The sequence below is a fragment of the Amycolatopsis sp. MJM2582 genome, from assembly GCF_000754115.1.
In the GTDB taxonomy this organism is placed as follows: domain Bacteria; phylum Actinomycetota; class Actinomycetes; order Mycobacteriales; family Pseudonocardiaceae; genus Amycolatopsis; species Amycolatopsis japonica.
On sequence record NZ_JPLW01000002.1, the window covers coordinates 307,316 to 325,513 of the forward strand.

19 protein-coding genes are annotated in these 18,198 nt (G+C 70.7%); 11 read left to right on the forward strand and 8 right to left on the reverse strand.

The window, feature by feature from the left end; genetic code table 11:
• Nucleotides 1-13: 13 nt before the first annotated feature.
• Both ED92_RS11705 and ED92_RS11710 read left to right on the forward strand, forming a co-directional pair.
• A complete protein-coding gene (locus ED92_RS11705) occupies nucleotides 14-559 on the forward strand; it encodes a hypothetical protein (protein ID WP_235213256.1) in 546 nt (181 codons plus the stop codon).
• A gap of 114 nt (nucleotides 560-673) precedes the next feature.
• A complete protein-coding gene (locus tag ED92_RS11710; RefSeq protein WP_037336848.1) occupies nucleotides 674-2,062 on the forward strand; it encodes a PepSY domain-containing protein in 1,389 nt (462 codons plus the stop codon).
• Here ED92_RS11710 and ED92_RS11715 read toward each other — a convergent pair.
• Entirely contained in the window at nucleotides 2,052-2,948 is an 897-nt protein-coding gene (locus tag ED92_RS11715) for an SDR family NAD(P)-dependent oxidoreductase (protein ID WP_037336850.1), read from the reverse strand. The two genes, ED92_RS11710 and ED92_RS11715, sit on opposite strands and share 11 nt — an antisense overlap.
• A gap of 79 nt (nucleotides 2,949-3,027) precedes the next feature.
• Here ED92_RS11715 and ED92_RS11720 point away from each other — a divergent pair, with 79 nt between their 5' ends.
• The 3 genes from ED92_RS11720 (at nucleotide 3,028) to ED92_RS11730 (ending at nucleotide 5,483) form a co-directional block, all read left to right on the forward strand.
• Nucleotides 3,028-3,603 (forward strand): TetR/AcrR family transcriptional regulator, encoded by a 576-nt coding sequence (locus ED92_RS11720; RefSeq protein WP_037336852.1) that lies wholly within the window; start codon nucleotides 3,028-3,030, stop codon nucleotides 3,601-3,603.
• A gap of 67 nt (nucleotides 3,604-3,670) precedes the next feature.
• A complete protein-coding gene (locus tag ED92_RS41345; RefSeq protein ID WP_052120482.1) occupies nucleotides 3,671-4,321 on the forward strand; it encodes an AraC family transcriptional regulator in 651 nt (216 codons plus the stop codon).
• 13 nt (nucleotides 4,322-4,334) lie between these two features.
• Nucleotides 4,335-5,483, forward strand: a complete 1,149-nt coding sequence (locus tag ED92_RS11730) for a cytochrome P450 (protein WP_052120483.1) — start codon at nucleotides 4,335-4,337, stop codon at nucleotides 5,481-5,483.
• Here the strand turns inward: ED92_RS11730 and ED92_RS11735 are convergent.
• A complete protein-coding gene (locus ED92_RS11735; RefSeq protein WP_037336854.1) occupies nucleotides 5,406-5,915 on the reverse strand; it encodes a hypothetical protein in 510 nt (169 codons plus the stop codon). The two genes, ED92_RS11730 and ED92_RS11735, sit on opposite strands and share 78 nt — an antisense overlap.
• Nucleotides 5,916-6,020: 105 nt before the next feature.
• Between ED92_RS11735 and ED92_RS11740 the strand changes: the two genes are divergently transcribed.
• Nucleotides 6,021-6,596 (forward strand): TetR/AcrR family transcriptional regulator, encoded by a 576-nt coding sequence (locus ED92_RS11740; RefSeq protein WP_037336856.1) that lies wholly within the window; start codon nucleotides 6,021-6,023, stop codon nucleotides 6,594-6,596.
• 38 nt (nucleotides 6,597-6,634) lie between these two features.
• Here the strand turns inward: ED92_RS11740 and ED92_RS11745 are convergent, their stop codons facing one another.
• From ED92_RS11745 to ED92_RS11760, 4 genes are all read right to left on the reverse strand, one after another.
• On the reverse strand, nucleotides 6,635-7,114 hold the full coding sequence (locus ED92_RS11745; protein WP_037336858.1) for a hypothetical protein: 480 nt from the start codon (nucleotides 7,112-7,114) through the stop codon (nucleotides 6,635-6,637).
• Between the two features lie 84 nt (nucleotides 7,115-7,198).
• Entirely contained in the window at nucleotides 7,199-8,374 is a 1,176-nt protein-coding gene (locus tag ED92_RS11750) for a 4-hydroxybenzoate 3-monooxygenase (RefSeq protein ID WP_037336859.1), read from the reverse strand.
• A 32-nt stretch (nucleotides 8,375-8,406) separates the two neighbouring features.
• Nucleotides 8,407-9,177 (reverse strand): IclR family transcriptional regulator, encoded by a 771-nt coding sequence (locus tag ED92_RS11755; RefSeq protein WP_037336861.1) that lies wholly within the window; start codon nucleotides 9,175-9,177, stop codon nucleotides 8,407-8,409.
• Between the two features lie 12 nt (nucleotides 9,178-9,189).
• A complete protein-coding gene (locus tag ED92_RS11760; protein ID WP_081975769.1) occupies nucleotides 9,190-10,428 on the reverse strand; it encodes an ArsB/NhaD family transporter in 1,239 nt (412 codons plus the stop codon).
• Nucleotides 10,429-10,499: 71 nt separating this feature from the next.
• Here ED92_RS11760 and ED92_RS11765 point away from each other — a divergent pair, with 71 nt between their 5' ends.
• Nucleotides 10,500-11,723, forward strand: coding sequence for an FAD-binding protein (locus ED92_RS11765; RefSeq protein WP_037336865.1), 1,224 nt, complete (start codon nucleotides 10,500-10,502; stop codon nucleotides 11,721-11,723).
• On the opposite strand, the gene ED92_RS11770 is transcribed toward ED92_RS11765, so the two are convergent.
• Nucleotides 11,720-12,070, reverse strand: a complete 351-nt coding sequence (locus tag ED92_RS11770) for a hypothetical protein (RefSeq protein ID WP_037339816.1) — start codon at nucleotides 12,068-12,070, stop codon at nucleotides 11,720-11,722. The genes ED92_RS11765 and ED92_RS11770 overlap by 4 nt on opposite strands.
• Nucleotides 12,071-12,181: 111 nt before the next feature.
• Here ED92_RS11770 and ED92_RS11775 point away from each other — a divergent pair, with 111 nt between their 5' ends.
• On the forward strand, nucleotides 12,182-13,360 hold the full coding sequence (locus ED92_RS11775; RefSeq protein ID WP_037336866.1) for a PLP-dependent aminotransferase family protein: 1,179 nt from the start codon (nucleotides 12,182-12,184) through the stop codon (nucleotides 13,358-13,360).
• A 132-nt stretch (nucleotides 13,361-13,492) separates the two neighbouring features.
• On the opposite strand, the gene ED92_RS11780 is transcribed toward ED92_RS11775, so the two are convergent.
• Nucleotides 13,493-14,176: a FadR/GntR family transcriptional regulator gene (locus tag ED92_RS11780; RefSeq protein WP_152610916.1), complete on the reverse strand. Its 684-nt coding sequence runs from the start codon at nucleotides 14,174-14,176 to the stop codon at nucleotides 13,493-13,495.
• Between the two features lie 64 nt (nucleotides 14,177-14,240).
• Between ED92_RS11780 and ED92_RS11785 the strand changes: the two genes are divergently transcribed.
• From ED92_RS11785 to ED92_RS11795, 3 genes are read left to right on the forward strand one after another with little or no spacing between them, the layout of a single operon-like run.
• Nucleotides 14,241-15,518, forward strand: coding sequence for an SLC13 family permease (locus ED92_RS11785; RefSeq protein ID WP_037336870.1), 1,278 nt, complete (start codon nucleotides 14,241-14,243; stop codon nucleotides 15,516-15,518).
• 11 nt (nucleotides 15,519-15,529) lie between these two features.
• Nucleotides 15,530-16,945 carry an acyl-CoA synthetase gene (locus ED92_RS11790; RefSeq protein ID WP_037336872.1) on the forward strand — a complete coding sequence of 472 codons (1,416 nt, stop codon included), beginning with the start codon at nucleotides 15,530-15,532 and terminating at the stop codon, nucleotides 16,943-16,945.
• Complete coding sequence (locus ED92_RS11795) at nucleotides 16,938-18,194, forward strand: carboxyl transferase domain-containing protein (RefSeq protein WP_037336873.1); 1,257 nt, start codon at nucleotides 16,938-16,940, stop codon at nucleotides 18,192-18,194. Before ED92_RS11790 ends, ED92_RS11795 begins: the two co-directional genes overlap by 8 nt.
• Nucleotides 18,195-18,198 lie beyond the last annotated feature (4 nt).

Consider the following 18,198-nt stretch of genomic DNA (forward strand, 5'->3'; position numbering starts at 1 on the left):
TACTCTGCCTCCCGTGCGCACGCCGACCCCGACCCGAGGCCCGGCCAGGCGCCTCCGCGGCGGGGCCGTGGGGGTCCTGACCGGCACTCTGGCGACCGGTGCCCACGTCGGGACCAGCGGCCGCGTTCCGGATCTCGGCGTCGTCGTGCTGCTCGTCGTCTTGCTGAGCTGGGTAGCGTACGCGTTCGCCGGACGCCGCCGCGGTCCGCTCGCGATCCTCGGCCTGGTGGCGGGCGGGCAGCTGGCGATGCACGCCTGCCTGACCTTCCTGACCTGGCAGTCGCACGCCCACCACGCCGAAGCCCCGGGCAACGGCCTGTCGATGGCGGCCGGGCACGCCGCCGCGACCCTCGTGGTCGCGATGGTGCTCGCGGGCGCCGAGCACGTCGTGTACGCGCTCACGACGCTCATCGCTTCGGTTCTTCCCCGGCGGTTGACCCCGCGGCCGGCGACGGCGCCGCTGCGGATCCACGTCCCGCTCGCGGTGGAGTTCCCCGCGACCGAGGCACTCCTGCGAGACGTGCTCTCGCGGCGCGGCCCGCCGGTGACGTCCGCCTGATCCCCGAAACCCTGCCGAGACCCGTGTCGCGGCAGGGCTCAGCACGCGCGCCGTGACCATCCCGGCGCGCGGCGCAGGCGCACGCCTCCCCATCGACGCCTCAGGAGTTCCCCCATGGCAACGCGAATCGAATCGACCACGAGCCCGCCGCGCGCGACCGGCTGGCGCGGGCTGTTCCTCCGCTTCCACTTCTACGCCGGCGTTCTCGTCGGACCGTTCATCCTCATCGCCGCGCTCAGCGGCGTTCTCTACGCGGCGACGCCGCAGATGGAGTCTTGGATCTACTCCGACCAGCTTCGCGCCCCCGTCGGGCTGAACCAGGTTTCGCTCGCCGACCAGGTCAAGGCGGCGCAGGCGGCGCACCCCGGCGGTGACCTGGTCGCCGTCCGGCCCGCTCCCGAGCCCGGCGACACGACTCGGGTCCTGTTCGCCGAGGAAGGACTCGGCGAATCCGAACGGCGCGCGGTGTTCGTCGACCCGGCCACCGCGCAGGTGCGCGGGGACCTCGTCGCGTACGGCTCGAGCGGTGCCTTGCCGTTCCGGACCACGCTCGACCAGTTGCACCGCAACCTGCTGCTCGGCGAGCCGGGACGGCTCTACAGCGAACTCGCCGCGTCCTGGCTGTGGGCGGTCGCGCTCGGCGGCCTCGTGCTGTGGATGAGCCGCCGCCGTGCCCGCAAGGCCGAGAAGGCCGAGTCCGCGCGCGGGAAGTCGGTGCGCCGTCACGGATCCGTCGGCCTGTGGGTGCTGCTCGGCGCGTTGTTCCTCTCCGCGACAGGGCTGACATGGTCGGCATACGCGGGGGAGAACGTCTCCGCGTTGCGCGAATCCCTCGGCTGGGAGACCCCGGCGTTGAAGGTGACCGGAGGTGACGAACACGCCGGACACGCCGGGCACGGCGAAGCCCCCGCCGCACCGGCACCCGCGAAGCCCGAGAGCGTGGACGCGATGCTGGCCTCCGCCCGCGCCGCCGGGATCGACGCCGCCTCGGTGGAGATCGGGCTGCCTGCGAAACCCGGCGCTCCTTGGCAGGTGGCGGAAATCGAGCGCGGCTGGCCGACGCAGGTCGACGCCGTCGCGGTCGACGGGACCACCGGGCAGATCCTGGGCGAGGTGCGCTTCGCCGACTACCCGCTGATGGCGAAACTCGCCCGCTGGGGGATCGACGCGCATATGGGCGTCCTGTTCGGCTGGCCCAACCAGATCGTGCTGCTCCTGCTCGGCGCCGGCCTCGTCACGCTGGTCGTGCTCGGCTACCGGATGTGGTGGCAGCGCAGGCCGACCCGGGCCACCGGACTGACCTTCGGACGGCCCATCCCGCGTGGTCAATGGCGCAAGGCCCCGCCCTGGTTGCCGGTGGGTCTCCTCGTCCTGGCCGCCGCGATCGGCTGGTTCGTGCCGCTGCTCGGCATCAGCCTGCTCGCGTTCCTCGTGATAGACCTGCTGCTGGGCTTGCGATCCCGCGGCAAGTCCACACCGGACTCGACCGACGTCACGGTGTGAGTTCCGCGCTCGCCGCCCACAACCGGGCGGCGAGCGCGGTGTCGGCGAGCTTCCCGCGGACCGGCTCCCGCCTCGGCTCACCGCGGAGACCGAACACGCGGGGGCCGAACATCTCGCCGCCACGCACGGAAGGATCGAGTACCGCCCGTACCGCGGGCCAGGCACCGGCTTCCTTGCCCTGCAACAGAAGCCCGGCCGGGAACTTCCGCCCGTCGGCCTCGGGGTGCACCGGTCTCGGCGGCGTGAGGGAATCGAGCGCGCCGCCGGGATGGTCGACGACGCTCAGGACCGTGCTCCCGGCCGCGCGCAGCCGCCGGTCGAGCTCGAAGGCGAACAGCATCTGCGCCAGCTTCGAGCGCGCATACGTGCGCTTCGGCTGGTAATCCCGCTTGCTCTGGAGGTCGTCCAGGTCGAGTTCCGCGGACTTGCCCACGAAGCTGCCCGTGGTGACGACGCGGCCGGCCTCCGCCGCTTCGAGCAGGGGCATCAACCGGTGTACCAGCACGAAATGCCCGAGATGGTTGGTGGCGAAGGTCAGTTCCAGCCCGTCGGACGTCTCCCGCCTCGGCTGGTTCTCCATGAGCACGCCCGCGTTGCAGACGACGGCGTCGAGCCGGTCGATCCCCAGAGTGTCCACTGAGGACTTGAGGGACGAGAGGTCGGAGAGATCCAGCCGCAGGTGCCCCAGACTCGCGTCCGGCACCAGGGAACGGATCGACGTCATCGCCGCTTCCGCCTTGGCGGTGTCGCGGCTGCCGAGGAGCACAGTGGCGCCGGTGCCGGCGAGCTGTTCGGCGACGAAATAGCCGATCCCCGCGTTGCCGCCGGTGACCAGGAAGGTCTTGCCGTCGGCACGTGGCAGGTGGTGGACGTCCCAGTGGCTCACGGCGCTCTCCTCAAAGTCGAAGTCGTTCCGAACATACACTCGTTCCGAATTCGGAGTGACTTCGATGTATGGTGAAGGCATGGGAGCGACCGAGCCGGGCAGGCGTGAACGCAAGAAGGCGGCGACACGTCAGGCCTTGTCGCGGGCGGCGCGAGACCTGTTCCTGGAACGGGGCTTCGACAACGTCACCGTCGCGGAGATCGCCGACGCCGCGGACACGGCGGTGTCCACGCTGTTCGCGCATTTCCCGGGCGGCAAGGAGGCGCTGGTCCTCGGCCACGGCCACGAACGCGAAGCGGCCTTGGCCGCCGCGGTGCGTGACCGGGCCGAGGGCACGTCGATCCTTCAGGCGCTGCAGGACTTCCTCGCGACGCGTGGCCCGTTCGACCCGGATCCCGATCCACTGGCGCGGCGGGTGGCGGATCTGGTGGTGGCGACTCCGGCGTTGCGCGCCTACGCCAGGGCGCTGTGGACGGGCTGCGAGGACGCGCTCGCGAAGGTCATCGCCGAAGCGTCGGGGCAGGACGATTTCTCCGTGCGGCTGCTGGCTCGTTATGTCCTGGAGGTCCCGGATCTGGCCGGGGTCGAGGCGGATCCCGCCGCCGCGCTGGACGCCGCGTTCGTGTTCTTGCGGCGGGGCTGGCCGGGGTTCTGACCGGCCGCGCCGAGCCGGTCGTCCTTCCCTGAGCTGATCGCGGCCCTGGCCGGTGTTGAATGAGGTGGTGACCAGCGATTTCGCCCCGCCCGCCGAGCTGGGCCCCCGCGTCGGCCGGATATGGCGGCGCAGCGGGGAATTGCCGCCCGCGTTGCCGCAGCCGTACGTGGACCTGCTGGTGTTCGCGGACGGTTCCCTGTGGTTGACCGGCCCGGAAACGGAGGCCAGGACCGGGAGCCTGGCCGAGCCGTTGACGGGCGTGCGGTTACGGCCGGGCACATGTGCCTCGGTGCTGGGGATCGCCGCGGACGAGGTGCCCTTGGCCGGGATGCCGCTCCCCGGTTCCGGTCTCGAGGCCGCGTTCCGGGCCCTGCGGGCACCGGCCCGCCCGGCCGACCGGGCGGTCGCTCAGGTCCTGCGAGCCGTACACGAGACGCCCGGGGCGCCGGTGTCCGACCACGCGGCCGCGGCCGGGCTGTCCGAGCGACAGCTGCGGCGCCGGTTTTCGGTGGCGGTCGGGCTGAGCCCCAAGACGTACGCGCGGGTGGTGCGGTTGCACCGGGCGATGGCGCTGGCGCGGTCGTCACCGGCGCCGGACTGGGCGGCTATCGCCGTCCGCAGCGGGTTCTACGACCAGCCGCACATGCTCGCGGAGTTCCGGCGAGCGGTCGGGGCGTCGTGTGTCCGTTTCTTCCAAGCGGCGCCGGCGGACGGATAGCACTCTCCGGGGTATGTCCGTCGAGGAGATCTTCGCCTTCCACGCCCAAGAGGTGGGCCCGGTGCGGTACGCCGAGTCGTTCGGCGCCTGGGTGGTGACCCGGTATTCCGAAGTGGACAGGGTGCTCACCGACCACACGGTGTTCTCGTCCGACGAGCTGCGCCACAGCAGCGGGCCGGTCCCGCACGGCTCGAATCCGTTGGTGCGCGGCCTGCAGGCGATGGATCCGCCCCGCCATCACGCGCTGCGCCGGATCGTCAGCCAGGTCTTCACACCCAGGGCCGTGGCGTCACTGGAACCGGGGATCACGGCGCGGGTCGACGCGCTGCTCGCCTCCGCCGGGGCGGATTTCGACCTGATCGGGGAGCTGGCCTACCCGTTGTCGGTGCACACGATCGCGGGCCTGCTCGGCGTGCGACCGTCGCGGTGGCCGGATTTCGTCCGCTGGACCGAGGCGATCACGTCGTTCTTCGGCACGTTCACCGCGGACGAGTCGCGTCAGGCCGCCTTCCACGGGGCGATCTCCGAACTGGGCGACTACTTCCGCGAAGAGTTCACGCGTCCTACCGGCGTCATCGCGACCCTGCTGGCGTCGGATCTCACCGAGGACGAGCTGATCGATTTCTGTGCGTTGCTGCTGATCAACGGCCACGAAACGACCAAGACCCTGCTCGTGAACGCCGCTCTTTGCCTCGCGTCCCGGCCGAAGCCCGCCGACCTGCGGCCTGCCGTCGAGGAGGTCCTTCGCTACCTACCGCCCACGGGTGGGACGGACCGGTTCGTCACCCGGCCGACCGTCCTCGGCGGCCGGGAACTCCGTCCGGGCCAGAGGGTCGTCGCGATGATCTCGGCGGCGAACCGCGATCCCGCGGTCTTCGCGGACCCGCACACGTTCGACCCGGGCCGGACGCCCAACCCCCACTTGTCCTTCGGCCACGGTGTCCACTTCTGCCTGGGCGCCCATCTCGCCAGGATGCAGGTCCGTATCGCCCTCGCGGCCCTGCTGGACCGTCCCTGGTCGATCACGGACCTGGACACCCGTCGCACCCCGGTCGGCATCGACGTCCTGGAGGTTTCTCTGGCGTCAGCGGCCGAGGCGGATCGCCGAGACGAGGAAGAAGATCCCGCCGAGCGCGGCGTACCCGGCCAGGTTGACCAATGAGGCGTCCGGCTGCGCGGCTTGCAGGACGAAGGCGGTACCGGCGAGGGTGGAGACGGCGCCGCTGGCGATCATCGCCCACTGGCCGCCCAGTTCGCGGCGGCCGAGGCCGACGGCGAGCTGGACGAGGCCCGACACGATCGCCCAGGCACCCCAGACGCGCAGCACTGCCGGGATGCCGGACGCGGCGGCGAACGCGAGGCCGGTCCCGGCGAGCGCGCTGATCGCGATGTTCACGTACAGCCCTGGCGCGTCCTTCGACGAGCGAAGGTCGATGACGGCGGCGGCGACGTCGAAGAGCGGGTACAGCACGAGCAGCGCGACACTGAGCGGGCCGAGCTTCGACGCGCTCGTGAACAGCAGGCCCGCCCACACGACGGCGAAGCCGAAACGAACGAAGTACAAGCGCCGGAGGGTGGCGGTTTGGCTGCTCACGAGAGCTCCTTGAAATAGGTGAGGAGAACGTTCGGTCTACCTGGACTGTGTCAGTGGTGTGCGGTGCGGTCAAGACCGAACGTTCTATCCCGTAAGATGGCCGTAATGGTTAAAGGTCAAGCGTCCGAAGCGCGCACAAGGCTGCTCACCACGGCGACAAGGCTCTTCTACACGGAGGGCATCCACTCCGTGGGCATCGACCGGATCGTGGCCGAAGCGAAGGTGACCCGCGCGACCCTGTACCGGCATTTCCCGGGCAAGGACGATCTGATCGTCTACTACCTGCGGGAAGCCGACCAGGCGATCCGTGGGCAGATCGAGGCCATCGTCGCCCAGGGGGCTGCGGCGCCGGACACGCTGCGGGCGATCGCCGCCGACATCACGGAGGGCATCCGGTCACCCGGCTTCCGCGGCTGCGCCTTCCTCAACGCCGCGTCGGAGTATCCGGACCCGGCCCATCCCGTGCACAAGGCCGTTCTCGCCCACCGGCACTGGTTCGCGGGGGTGATCACCGGCGTGCTGGCCCATTTGGGAAGTGCGCGGGCCGAGGTCGCGGCCCGGCGCTTCGTCCTGCTGCGGGACGGCGCGATGGCCACCGGCTGCCTGACCGACCCCGCGCCGATCTGTGAAACCTTCCTCGAGGGAGTCGAAGACCTGCTGCGGCTTCACGTCATCTCGTGAGTGGCATCGACGGCGCGGGTGAGTGACCGGGGTGAACGTCAGCTCGGCGGCTGCTGCTCTGTCGGCGGCTGCTGTGCCTGAGGGTTGGGCTGCGGCTGCGGGGCATAGCCCGGCTGCGCCACCGGGTAGCCCGGCTGGGGCGCCATCGGGTAGTTGGCCGACGGCGCGAAGCCCTGCTGCTGCCGGGAAGGGCGGCCGCTCTTGACGACCGCGATCGCGACCAGCAGCCAGGAGAGCAGCGAGGCGGTGTCGAACACGATGGCGACCGCCAGGTAGATCGTGCGGATGCCGTCGACGGACAGGCCGCCGGACTCGACCCAGTCCGACACGCTCAACGACAGGAACTGCCACACGATGGCCAACACCGTCGTGACGAGCATGACCGCGAAAGCGGCCACCATCAGACCGGAGACTCCCCGGGCGCGTCCTTTGACCGAGACGATCAGGCCGAGTAGGCCGACCGCGAGTTGCAGTACCAGGGGGATGGTCTCGATACTCGCGAACGTTAAGGGTGACATGCCTGCCTTCCACAGCTCTCCGCCGGAGATCGGGACGTCCGGCCACGCCGGGGAGATCCTATGCGGTGGCAACGGCTCGTGTGGTCAGAATCCGATGGGCAGTCCCGCGTAGTTCTCCGCGAGCCCGGCGCGGCCCGCTTCGCTCCGTGCCAGCCACTGCAACTGCGAAAGCTGCAACTGCCCGTCGAACGGGTCGTCCGAACGGTGCAGCATCGTCGTCATCCACCACGAGAAATGCGTACACCGCCAGACGCGGCGCAGCGCGGTGTCGGAGTAAGCGTCGGCGAGCGTGAAGTCCTTGTCCCGCACCAAAGCGGCGAGCGCGGGGGCGAGGAGGGTGACGTCGGCGACGGCGAGGTTGAGCCCCTTGGCGCCGGTGGGCGGCACGATGTGGGCGGCGTCGCCGGCGAGGAAGAGACGGCCGTGCCGCATGGGCTGCTGCACGAAACTGCGCATGGGCAGCACACTTTTGTCGGTGATCGGTCCCGGCGTGAGCGTCCAGCCGTGTTGTCCGTGGCCGAGCCGGGTGGCGAGCGCCGCCCAGATCCGCTCGTCGGACCAGTCGCCGATGTCGGTGCCGTTGGGCACCTGCAGATACAGCCTGCTGACGGTGGCCGAGCGCATCGAGTGCATCGCGAAACCGTCGGGATGCCACGCGTAGATGAGCTCGTCGGTCGACGGGGCCACGTCGGCGAGGACACCGAGCCACGAGTAGGGATAGGTGCGCTCCCAAGTCTGCTTCGCGGCGTCGGGGATCGCGGTGCGGCAAGGCCCGAACGAGCCGTCGCAGCCGACGACGACGTCGGCGTCGAGCCGCCGCTGCACGCCGTCCGCGTCGGTGAAGGTGACGTATGGCCGGTCGGTTTCGATGTCGTGCACGGCGGTGCCGGTGACCTCGTAGTGGATCTGTTGCCCGGCCGCCTCACGCGCCTTGCCGAGGTCCTTCGTCACCTCGGTCTGGCCGTACACGGTGACGCTTCGCCCGACCAGGTCCACGAAATCGAGATGGTGCCGTTCCTCCGGCCACTGCAGGTAGATCCCGCGGTGCTCGTCGCCCTCCCGGTCCAGCCGGTCGCCGAGACCGGTCTCGCGGAGGAGGTCCACAGTGGACTGTTCGAGGATGCCGGCCCGGATCCGCGCCTCGACGTACTCACGCGAGCGGGTCTCCACGAGTACCGATTCGACCCCCGCCAGATCGAGCAGATGCGACAGGAGGAGTCCGGCCGGGCCGGCGCCGACGATGGCGACTGGGGTACGCATGACCGGAGTCTGGTCGCGTGGCGGCCGAAGTCCTAGCGTTCGCTTCCACTCAGTGAAACCCGCAGGCTCCGGCCGATCCCGGCGGCCGCGACCTGGAGCGCGGCGATCAACCTTGCCCGGCCGCGGCCCAGATCCGGGACGACCAGGCCGAGCGCGGCGACGACGTCGCCACCGGAGGGCCGGATCGGGACGGCGACCGAGCAGGCGCCCCGGCTCATCTCCTCGACGGTCTGCGCGTAACCCTCCCGGCGGACGCGTCGCAGCTGTTCGCGCAGGCGGCCGGGTTGAGTGACGGTGTACGGCGTGACGCGGGTCAGCGAGGCGAGCACCTGACGCTGGACGTCCTCCGGCGCCCAGGCCAGCAGGACCTTCCCGACCCCGGTGGCGTGCAATGGGAGCCGTCCGCCGATCCGGCTGACGACCGGTACGGACGCGTTCCCGGACAGCCGGTCGAGGTAGAGCACCTGGTCACCGTCCCGCTCGCCGAGGTGCACGGTGGCGCCGGTCGCGCCGTAGAGATCCTGGAGGAACGGAGCGGCGACCTGCCGCAGTTCGAACTGCACCGGCGCGAGCAGCCCGAGGTCCCACAGCCGCCTGCCGACGGCGTACCGATCTTCGCGCCGCTCCAGTGCGCCCAGGCCCACGAGATCGCGCGCGAGCCGGTGCGCGGTGGGAAGCGGCAGGCCGGCGCGGTTCGCGAGCTCGGTCAGCGACAGCTCGCGATGGTCGACGTCGAAGGCGCCGAGCAGCGCGAACGCCCGCGAGACGACACCGGCGCCGGGCGTGGACAGATTGCCGGGCATGCGCTCATGTTCTCACTGAGTGGAAGTCAAGGCGAGGCCGAGCCACAGGCCGGCGACGGCGAGCACGATGGACGCCGGAACGGTCAGCAGCCCGAGGCGCGTGAACTCGCCCAGATCGGGCCGGGTGTCGTGCCGGTGCAGGATCCTCCGCCACAACAACGTCGCCAGCGAGCCGACGTAGGTGAGGTTCGGGCCGAGGTTGACGCCGATCAGCACGGCCAGCACCACCGGTGTCCCGCCCGCGGTGGCCAGTGGCAGCAGCACGAGCACCGCGGGAAGGTTGTTGATCAGGTTGGCGAGTACGGCCGCCACCGCGGCGGCGCCGAGCAGGGCGAGGAACGAGGTCGACGTCGGCACCAGGTGGCCGAGTGCCTCGTCCAGTCCGTTGTCGACCACGGCACGGACCACGATCGCCAGCGCCAGCACGAAAGCGACGAAGGGGATGCTCGCCGAGCGGACGATCGCGGCGGGGGAGGTCCGCCGTTGCGCGAGCGCGCGGCAGGCCAGGACGGCGGCTCCGGCGAACGCGGCCCATGCGGGGCTGACGTCCATCAGGGACGTGACCACGAAACCCGCCAGCGTCAGCCCGAGCACGACCAGGACGAAGGCGGGAACCTTCCCGGCCGCGACCACCTTCCCGCCGCGGGGCCGGGCCGCCAGGTCGGCGGCGAAGAACCGACGGAATACCAGGTACTCGGTGAGGACCGCCGCGAGCCAGGGCAAGGTCATCAGCGCGGTGAACCGCAGGAACGAGATCCCGGTCGCGGCGACGGCGAGCAAGTTGGTCAGGTTGGACACCGGCAGCAGCAACGAGGCCGAGTTCGCCAGATGCGTGCAGGCGTAGGCGTGCGGTTTGGCCCGTGCGCCCATCCGCGCGGCGGTGGCGAACACGACGGGCGTCAGCAGGACGACGGTGGCGTCCAGGCTCAGCACCACGGTGACCGCCGCCGCGACCGCGAACACCGCGGGCAGCAGCCGTCGCGGCTTCCCCCGGCTGAACCGCGCCATGAGCGTTCCCGCCGCTTGGAACAGCCCTTCGTCGTCGCACAGTTTGGCCAGGACGAGCACCGCGGCGAGGAAGCCGACGACCGGCGCGAGCCTGGTGACCTCGTCGAGCGCGTCGGGGAACGAGATCGCACCCGCCACCAGCACTATCCCGGCTGCGGGGACGGCGGCGACCGCCTCCGGGAGGCCGCGTGGCCGGATCACCGCGAAGGCCAGGACGATCAGCAGGAGCGCGATGGACAACACCTCGCCGGGAATGCCGGTCAGCGTGAACCTCCTCGGTGTCGAGCCGACCTCGGCAATCTAGGCTGGGACTGGTGGGCGAGACGAACTGGGCGGGTAATCGGACCTTCACCGCGGAGCGGATCGTTCGCCCGCGCGATCTCGACGAGGTTCGGGACACGGTCGCCGGGGCGGCCGCGGTCAAGGCTCTCGGCAGCAGGCACTGTTTCAACGACATCGCGGATTGTCCTGGTGGTGTCCTGCTCGACTTGTCCGCGCTCGGCACGGACGTCGTCCTGGACCCGGAATCGGCGACGGTCACGGTGCCCGCGGCGGCCCGCTACGGCGACGTCGCCGTCCAGGTGCACGCGGCCGGTTTCGCGCTGGCCAACCTCGCTTCGCTGCCGCATTGCACCGTGGCGGGCACTGTCGCGACGGCGACCCACGGTTCCGGGCGGCGTAACCAGAGCCTGGCGTCCGCCGTGTCCGGGTTGGAGCTCGTCACCGCCGACGGCGAGGTGAAGACGTACTCCCGGCATGACGGGGTCGTGGTCGCGCTCGGCGCGCTGGGTGTGGTGACGCGGCTGACCCTCGACCTGGTGCCGTCCTTCGATCTCCGGCAGGACGTCTTCGACGGCCTGCCCTGGGAGTCGGTGTACGAGCACTTCGGCGAGATCCAGGACGCGGGTTACAGCGTCAGCCTGTTCACCAACTGGGCCCGCGAGGAGGTCGACCAGGTCTGGGTCAAGGGACCCGGGCGGCCGGGGGCGGACTTCTTCGGCGCGAAGGCGGCGGACGGGCCGCGGCATCCGGCGCACGCGGCGGGCATCCCGGCGGACAACTGCACGCGGCAGCTCGGGGTACCGGGTCCGTGGCACGAACGGATCCCGCATTTCCGCCTGGATTTCACGCCCAGCATCGGGAACGAACTCCAGACCGAGTACTTCGTGCCCGTCCGGCACGCCGTCGCGGCGATGGAGACGATGCGCGCCCTCGGCGACCGCCTGGCACCCGTGCTGCTCACGTCGGAGATCCGCACGGTCGCGGGAGACGAGCTGTGGCTCAGCCCATTCCACGGTGGCGACCGGGTGGCGCTGCATTTCACCTGGCTGCCGGACGAGGACGCGGTCCGGGCGCTGTTGCCCGTCATGGAGGACCGGCTGGCGCCGTTCGACGTCCGGCCGCATTGGGGGAAGCTGTTCCACCGGGCGGCCGATTACCCGAAGCTGGGCGATTTCCGGGCGCTGGCCACCGAACTGGACCCGGAGGGCAAGTTCCGGAGCCCGTTCGTCCGGCGGCACGTGTTCGGGGAGGGCTAGTCCGACTGCGACCAGGCCGCGACGGGCAGCGCGAGATACACGCCGACGTCGTCGATGCCGGTCGCGGACTCGATGCTCGTGCGCAGCAGGTCCACCCGCTCATGACGGTTGTCCGCCCGGCTCGGGAACCACTTCGACCGGACCTCGACGAGGAGGTCGAGTCCGAAGCGGTCGAACGGTCCCGGGGTGCGGAAGCGCAGTTCCACGTCGCCGGGCTGAAGGTCGCCGTCGTAGGGCTCCTCGGGACATTCCACCGCGACGGACACGAGATGCGGCAGTACCGAGCCGAGTTCGCGCAGTTTGGCTTCGGGAAGGTGGGGCGCGTAGGTGATTTCCACGAGTGGCACGAACAACAGCCTAGGACAGGCGAAACTGCTATCGTGGCGGTAGTTGCCTGCTCGCACGGGAAGATCCCCGGCTGCTGCACTGGGGTCGCACGTTTCTCCCGAGGAGCTTCCATGTCTCTTCCCCTCGCCCGTCGTATGGACGGCGTCACCAGTTCTCCCGTGCGCGACCTGCTCGCGCTCACCGCCCGTCCGGGCGTGATCTCGTTCGCCGGCGGCGTGCCCGCGCCGGAACTGTTCGATGTGGACGGCCTGCGTGCCGCCTTCGACCGGGCGCTCGCGGACGGGCCCGCCCAGCGCGCCCTGCAGTATTCGCCCACCGAAGGGAATCCGCGGCTGCGTGAGCTGCTCGCGGAGCGGCTGTCCGGTCGCGGAGTCCCGACCACTGTGGACGATCTCCTGATCACCACGGGTTCGCAGCAGGGCCTGCAACTGCTGAGCACCGCGTTGCTCGACCCCGGCGCCACCGTGCTGGTGGAAGAGCCGGTGTACCTCTCGGCGCTGCAATGCTTCCAGCTCGCCGAGGCGCGGATCGTGCCCGTCCCCGGCGACGAGGAAGGGATCGACCCGGTCGCGCTGGACGAGATCGCCGCCAGGGAACGGCCTTCGCTGCTGTATCTCGTCCCGACGTTCTCGAATCCGTCCGGGCGCACGGTCAGCCCGGAGCGGCGGCGTGCGCTCGCGGAAGTGATCGCGCGCCACGGGTTCTGGCTCGTCGAGGACGACCCGTATCACGAACTCCGGTATCGCGGCGAACGCGAGGAACCGCTGTCGGCCCGCCCGGAACTTGCCGGGCGCACGATCTACCTCGGCACCTTCTCGAAGGTGATCTCCCCGGGAATGCGGCTGGGCTGGTTCCGGGCGCCGAGTGATCTCCTGCGGCGCGTCACGATCCTCAAGCAGGCGACCGATCTGCACACTTCGACCATCGATCAGGCGGCCGCGGCCGAGTATCTGGCCGCCGCGGACCTCGACGCGCACGTGCGGCGGCTGTGCGCGACCTACCGCGTGCGCCGGGACGCGATGATGGCGGAACTGCCCGCGATCACCCCGCCCGGAACGACCTGGACCGACCCGGACGGCGGGATGTTCGTCTGGGTCACCCTTCCCCGCGGTGCGGACACGGACCGGCTGCTGCCCGAGGCGTTACGTCACGACGTCGCTTACGTGCCGGGCTCGGCGTTCCAGGTGGGGGAGCCGGACCGGTCGGCGTTGCGGCTGTCGTTCGCTTCGCACGGACCGGAGACGATCGCCGAAGGGTTGCGGCGGTTGGGCAAGGTCCTGTCGCTTTGATCGCCGGGTCCCGGTGGTCGTGAGTGGCGTTTCGGGTTAGAACCCGAAACGCCACTCACGACCCGCTCGGCCGTCACCGTGCTGCGGGCGGCGTGGAACGGTGGGAGAGCGCCGCGAAAGGCATGCTCGCGCCTAGTCGGCTTGCGGGTCCCAGGTCAGCAGGCGGACCTTGCTGACGGTCTGGACGTGCTGCCGCATCGCGTTCGCGGCCGCCTTCGGGGCGCCCGCCCGGATGGCCTCGGCGATCTTCTGATGCTGGCTCAGTGAACGCCACGGCCTGCCGGGCTGCCGCAGCGACTCGTTCCGGCTTTCCGCGATCTGCGTGTCGATCGAGCGCATGAACTCGGCGAGGAGGGCGTTGTTCGCGGCCGCGGTGATCGCTTCGTGGAACCGGCGGTCGCCTTCGGCGCCGTGTCCGCCGTCCTCGATCTCGGACTTCATGAACTCCAGTGCCGCGTCGATGGCGGCGAGGTCCTCGTCGGATCGCCGCAGCGCGGCCAGTTCCGCCAGCTTGGTCTCCATCGCCTCCCGGGCTTCGAGCACTTCCGGAAGCCGGCTGCGACGGGCGACGAGTTCGTCGACCGGTTCGACGTCGAGGTGATCGTTGCGCAGGTAGGTGCCCCCGCCGTGGCGTGACTCCAGCAGCCCCTGCACTTCCAGCACGACGATCGCCTGCTTGATCGACGCGCGGCTGACCCCGAGCCGCTCGGCGAGGTCGCGTTCGCTGGGGAGCTTGTCTCCCGCGTGCAGGCCGGACTCTTCGACGTGCGCCTTGATCCGCTCGACGACCTGCTCGTAGAGCTTCGCCCGGTTCAACCGGCTCAGCCACTAGTCCACTCGGCCACTCGCCAGGGGGCTCCCGCCGTCAAGGAGGACGGTCATGTCCGCCCAGCTGATCTCGATCCTCGTCCTCGTGGTGATCTTCGCGCTCGCCACGACCCGCTCGATCAACATGGGAGCGCTGGCCTTCGCCGGCGCGTTCCTCGTCGGCACCCTCGCTGGTGGACTGGACACCGACGGCATCTTCGCCGGTTTCCCCGGCGACATCTTCGTGGTGCTGGTGGGAGTCACCTACCTGTTCGCCATCGCGAGGGCCAACGGCACCACCGACTGGCTGGTGGCCGCGGCCGTCCGGCTGGTCGGCGGCCGGATCGCGCTCATCCCGTGGGTGATGTTCGTGGTCACCGGCGCGCTGACCGCGATCGGCGCGGTGAGCCCGGCGGCCTGCGCGATCGTCGCGCCGATCGCGCTCGGTTTCGCCGCCCGCTACAAGATCAGCCCGCTGCTCATGGGCGCGATGGTCGTGCACGGCGCGCAGGGCGGCGGATTCTCGCCGATCAGCGTCTACGGCTCGATCGTCAACGGGATCGTCGAACGCAACCACATCGCCGGCAGCCCTGTCGTGCTGTTTTTCGCCAGCCTGGGCATGAACCTCGCCATCGCCGGCGTCCTCTTCGTCGTCCTCGGTGGAACCAAACTGCGGCGCCGCCAGCTCGTCACGGCGGGCGCGGGCGGAGCCGGGACCGACGAGGAGCCGCTGCCGCACGAACAGCGCATTCCCTTGGACGGCCCCAAGATCGTGACGCTGACCGGGTTGATCGCGCTCGTGGTCGGCACCCTGGTGTTCGATCTCGACCCCGGGCTGACCGCGATCACTGTCGCCGTCCTGCTCAGCGTCGCATGGCCCAAGACAAGCCGTTCCGCGGTCTCCGAGATCACCTGGCCGACCGTGCTGCTGATCTGCGGGGTGCTGACCTACGTGGCGGTGCTGAAGGAGATCGGCACCATCGACTACGTCGGCAACGCGGTCACCACCGTGGGGATCCCGCTGCTCGCGGCGCTCCTCCTGTGCTACATCGGCGGTGTCGTCTCGGCCTTCGCGTCTTCGGTCGGGCTGATGGGCGCGCTGATCCCGCTCGCCGTCCCGTTCCTGGCGCAGGGCACGATCGGGCCGGTCGGCATGATCGCCGCCCTCGCGGTCTCGGCGACGATGGTGGACGTCAGTCCCTTCTCCACCAACGGCGCGCTCGTCCTCGCCAACGCGAAGGACGTCGACCGCGACAAGTTCTTCAAACAACTTCTGGTCTACGGGGCGCTCGTGGTGGCCGTCGTGCCCCTGATCGCCTGGCTCGTGTTCGTCGTGCCCAACTGGGGCTGAGGAGGAGATCCATGCTGTCCGGACTGACCGCCGGGAACGACCGCGTCGCCCTGCGCTTCGGTGACGAATCCCTGACCTACGGCGAACTCGCGTCCGTCGCGGGCCCGATCGCCGCCGGGCTCGCCGGTCGCACGCGGGTCGCGGTGTGGGCGACACCGACGCTGCGGACCTGTGTCGCGATCGTCGCCGCGCTGACCGCCGGAGTCCCGGTGGTGCCGATCAACCCGAAGGCCGGATCACGCGAACTGGCGCATATCGTCGCCGACAGCGCGCCGGATCTCGTGCTGGCCGAGCCGGAGGCAGCGTTGCCGCCGGAACTCGGGGCGCTGCAACGGGTTCCGGTCGAGCTGGACGTCTCGGGCACGCCGTGGCGGGGCGACGAACCGGATCCGGAGGCTCCGGCGTTCGTCATCTACACGTCGGGCACCACCGGCCCACCGAAGGGCGTCCTGCTCCCGCGTCGCGCGGTGGCGTCGAATCTCGACGCGCTCGCCGAAATCTGGGACTGGACCGAAGCCGACGTCCTCGTGCACGCCCTCCCGCTCTTCCACGTGCACGGCCTCATCCTGGGTGTCGTCGGCCCGTTGCGGCGGGGCGGCTCGCTGCACCACCTCGGGCGGTTCTCGAGCGAAGCCGCCGCGAAGGAACTCGCCGGGCAAGGCACGATGCTCTTCGGTGTCCCGACGATGTATCACCGGCTGGCGGCCGACTGCGAGGCCGACTCCGCGCTGGCCGCCGGGGTGGGCTCGGCGCGGCTGCTCGTGTCGGGTTCGGCGGCCCTGCCCGCGACCGACCACGAGCGGATCACCGCCGCGACCGGGCAGCGCGTCGTCGAACGGTATGGCATGACCGAGACACTGATGAACTGCGGTGTCCGCGCCACGGGGGACCGGCGGCCCGGTGCGGTCGGCCCGCCGGTGCCCGGTGTCGAACTAAGGCTGGTCGACGACGCCGGTGAACCGCTCGACGGTGAGACGGTCGGTGAGATCGAGGTCCGCGGACCGAACCTGTTCCTCGGCTACCTGAACCGGCCGGACGCCACGGAAGCCGCGCTGCACGACGGCTGGTTCAAGACCGGCGACATGGCGATCCGCGATCCGGACGGATACGTGCGCATCGTCGGCCGCCGGGCGACCGACCTGATCAAGAGCGGCGGCTACAAGATCGGCGCGGGCGAGATCGAGAACGCGCTCCTGGAACATCCGGGGGTCGCCGAAGCGGCCGTCACCGGGGAGCCGGACGACGACCTCGGCGAGCGCATCGTGGCCTGGATCGTCCCCGCGGCGGACAAACCGACGGCTGCCGAACTCGCCGACCACGTCGCCGGACTGCTGTCACCGCACAAGCGGCCGCGGGTGGTGCGTTACCTGGAAGCGTTGCCCCGCAACGAGATGGGCAAGGTCCTCAAGCGGGCGCTCCATGACTGACCCGCTGGGCTGGGACGGTTACGCCGATTCCCTGGCCCGTGCCAGGGAACGCACGGGCACGGACGAGTCGGTCGTCTGGGCGCGCGCGAAATTCGGCGGACACGAGGTCGTGACGATCCGCTTCGAGTTCGGCTTCCTCGGCGGCTCGGTCGGCACCGGCACCGGGACGCTTCTCGAAGAGGCGCTCGATCAGGCCTGCGCATACCGGCTGCCCGTCGTTTCGCTGCTGTCCACGGGCGGCACGCGGATGCAGGAAGGCGTTCCCGCACTGCGGCAACTGCAACGGATCGCCCGCGGTCTCGCGCGGTTGCGGGAAGAAGGCCTGCCGCACATCACCGTCGCGCGACACCCCACCACCGGCGGCGTGTGGGCGTCCCTCGGCGCCGACGCCGACGTCGTGCTCGCCGTGCCCGGCGCCCAGGTGGGCTTCGCCGGACGCCGGGTCCGGCCGCCGCGGTACGCCGACGATCCCGCTTATACGGCGGAAAGCCAGTACGCGGCCGGATATGTCGACGAACTGGTGGCCGAGGACGCGATCGCCGAGCGGCTGGAGGTCTGGCTCGGCCTGCTGACCGGCGGTGCCCGCAACCGTCCGGCTGATCTGCCCCGCGCGCTCGGCGCCTTGGATCCCGCGCCGGACGGCTGGCACGCCGTCCAGCGCGCCCGGTCGGCGGACCGGCCCCGCGCCGCCGCTTACCTCGACGACTATTTCGACACCCGCGTCACCCTCCGGGGTGGCATCGACGACGGCGCCCTCTGCGGGATCGGCGGCCGGGGCGGACGGGCGATCGCGTTCGCGGCGCAGACCGGGACGGCGACCACCCCCGGCGGTTTCCGCTCGGCGATCCGGCTGATCCGCCTCGCCGACCGGCTGGGGCTGCCGGTGCTGACGCTCGTCGACACCCCGGGCGCCGCCGCCGATCCGGCCGCGGAGGCCAGCGGCGCCGGGAACGCGATCGCGGAGCTGTTCGGCACGATCGCGGCGGCCGAGGTGCCGATCACCACCCTGGTGATCGGTGAGGGAGGATCGGGCGGCGCGCTCGCCTTCTGTTCGGCGGACCGGATCTGGCTCACCCCGGACGCCTGTTTCTCCGTCATCGCCCCGGAACTGGCGGCCGGGATCCTCAAGCGGGGCCACGAAGACGTCCCCGCCCTCGCCGACGCGCTGAAGCCACGCCCCGAAGATCTGCTCGCCCTCGGTGCCATCGACGGCATCGCGGGATCGGAACCGGTCACCTTTACGAGATAAGGGG

Excerpts from the sequence above, each read along its gene's own strand:
- ED92_RS11710 (WP_037336848.1), top strand. The coding sequence starts at position 674 with ATGGCAACGCGAATCGAATCGACCACGAGCCCGCCGCGCGCGACCGGC.
- ED92_RS11720 (WP_037336852.1), top strand. The coding sequence starts at position 3,028 with ATGGGAGCGACCGAGCCGGGCAGGCGTGAACGCAAGAAGGCGGCGACA.
- ED92_RS11730 (WP_052120483.1), top strand. The coding sequence starts at position 4,335 with ATGTCCGTCGAGGAGATCTTCGCCTTCCACGCCCAAGAGGTGGGCCCG.
- ED92_RS11740 (WP_037336856.1), top strand. The coding sequence starts at position 6,021 with ATGGTTAAAGGTCAAGCGTCCGAAGCGCGCACAAGGCTGCTCACCACG.
- ED92_RS11745 (WP_037336858.1), bottom strand. The coding sequence starts at position 7,114 with ATGTCACCCTTAACGTTCGCGAGTATCGAGACCATCCCCCTGGTACTG.
- ED92_RS11750 (WP_037336859.1), bottom strand. The coding sequence starts at position 8,374 with ATGCGTACCCCAGTCGCCATCGTCGGCGCCGGCCCGGCCGGACTCCTC.
- ED92_RS11755 (WP_037336861.1), bottom strand. The coding sequence starts at position 9,177 with ATGCCCGGCAATCTGTCCACGCCCGGCGCCGGTGTCGTCTCGCGGGCG.
- ED92_RS11775 (WP_037336866.1), top strand. The coding sequence starts at position 12,182 with ATGTCTCTTCCCCTCGCCCGTCGTATGGACGGCGTCACCAGTTCTCCC.
- ED92_RS11785 (WP_037336870.1), top strand. The coding sequence starts at position 14,241 with ATGTCCGCCCAGCTGATCTCGATCCTCGTCCTCGTGGTGATCTTCGCG.
- ED92_RS11790 (WP_037336872.1), top strand. The coding sequence starts at position 15,530 with ATGCTGTCCGGACTGACCGCCGGGAACGACCGCGTCGCCCTGCGCTTC.
- ED92_RS11795 (WP_037336873.1), top strand. The coding sequence starts at position 16,938 with ATGACTGACCCGCTGGGCTGGGACGGTTACGCCGATTCCCTGGCCCGT.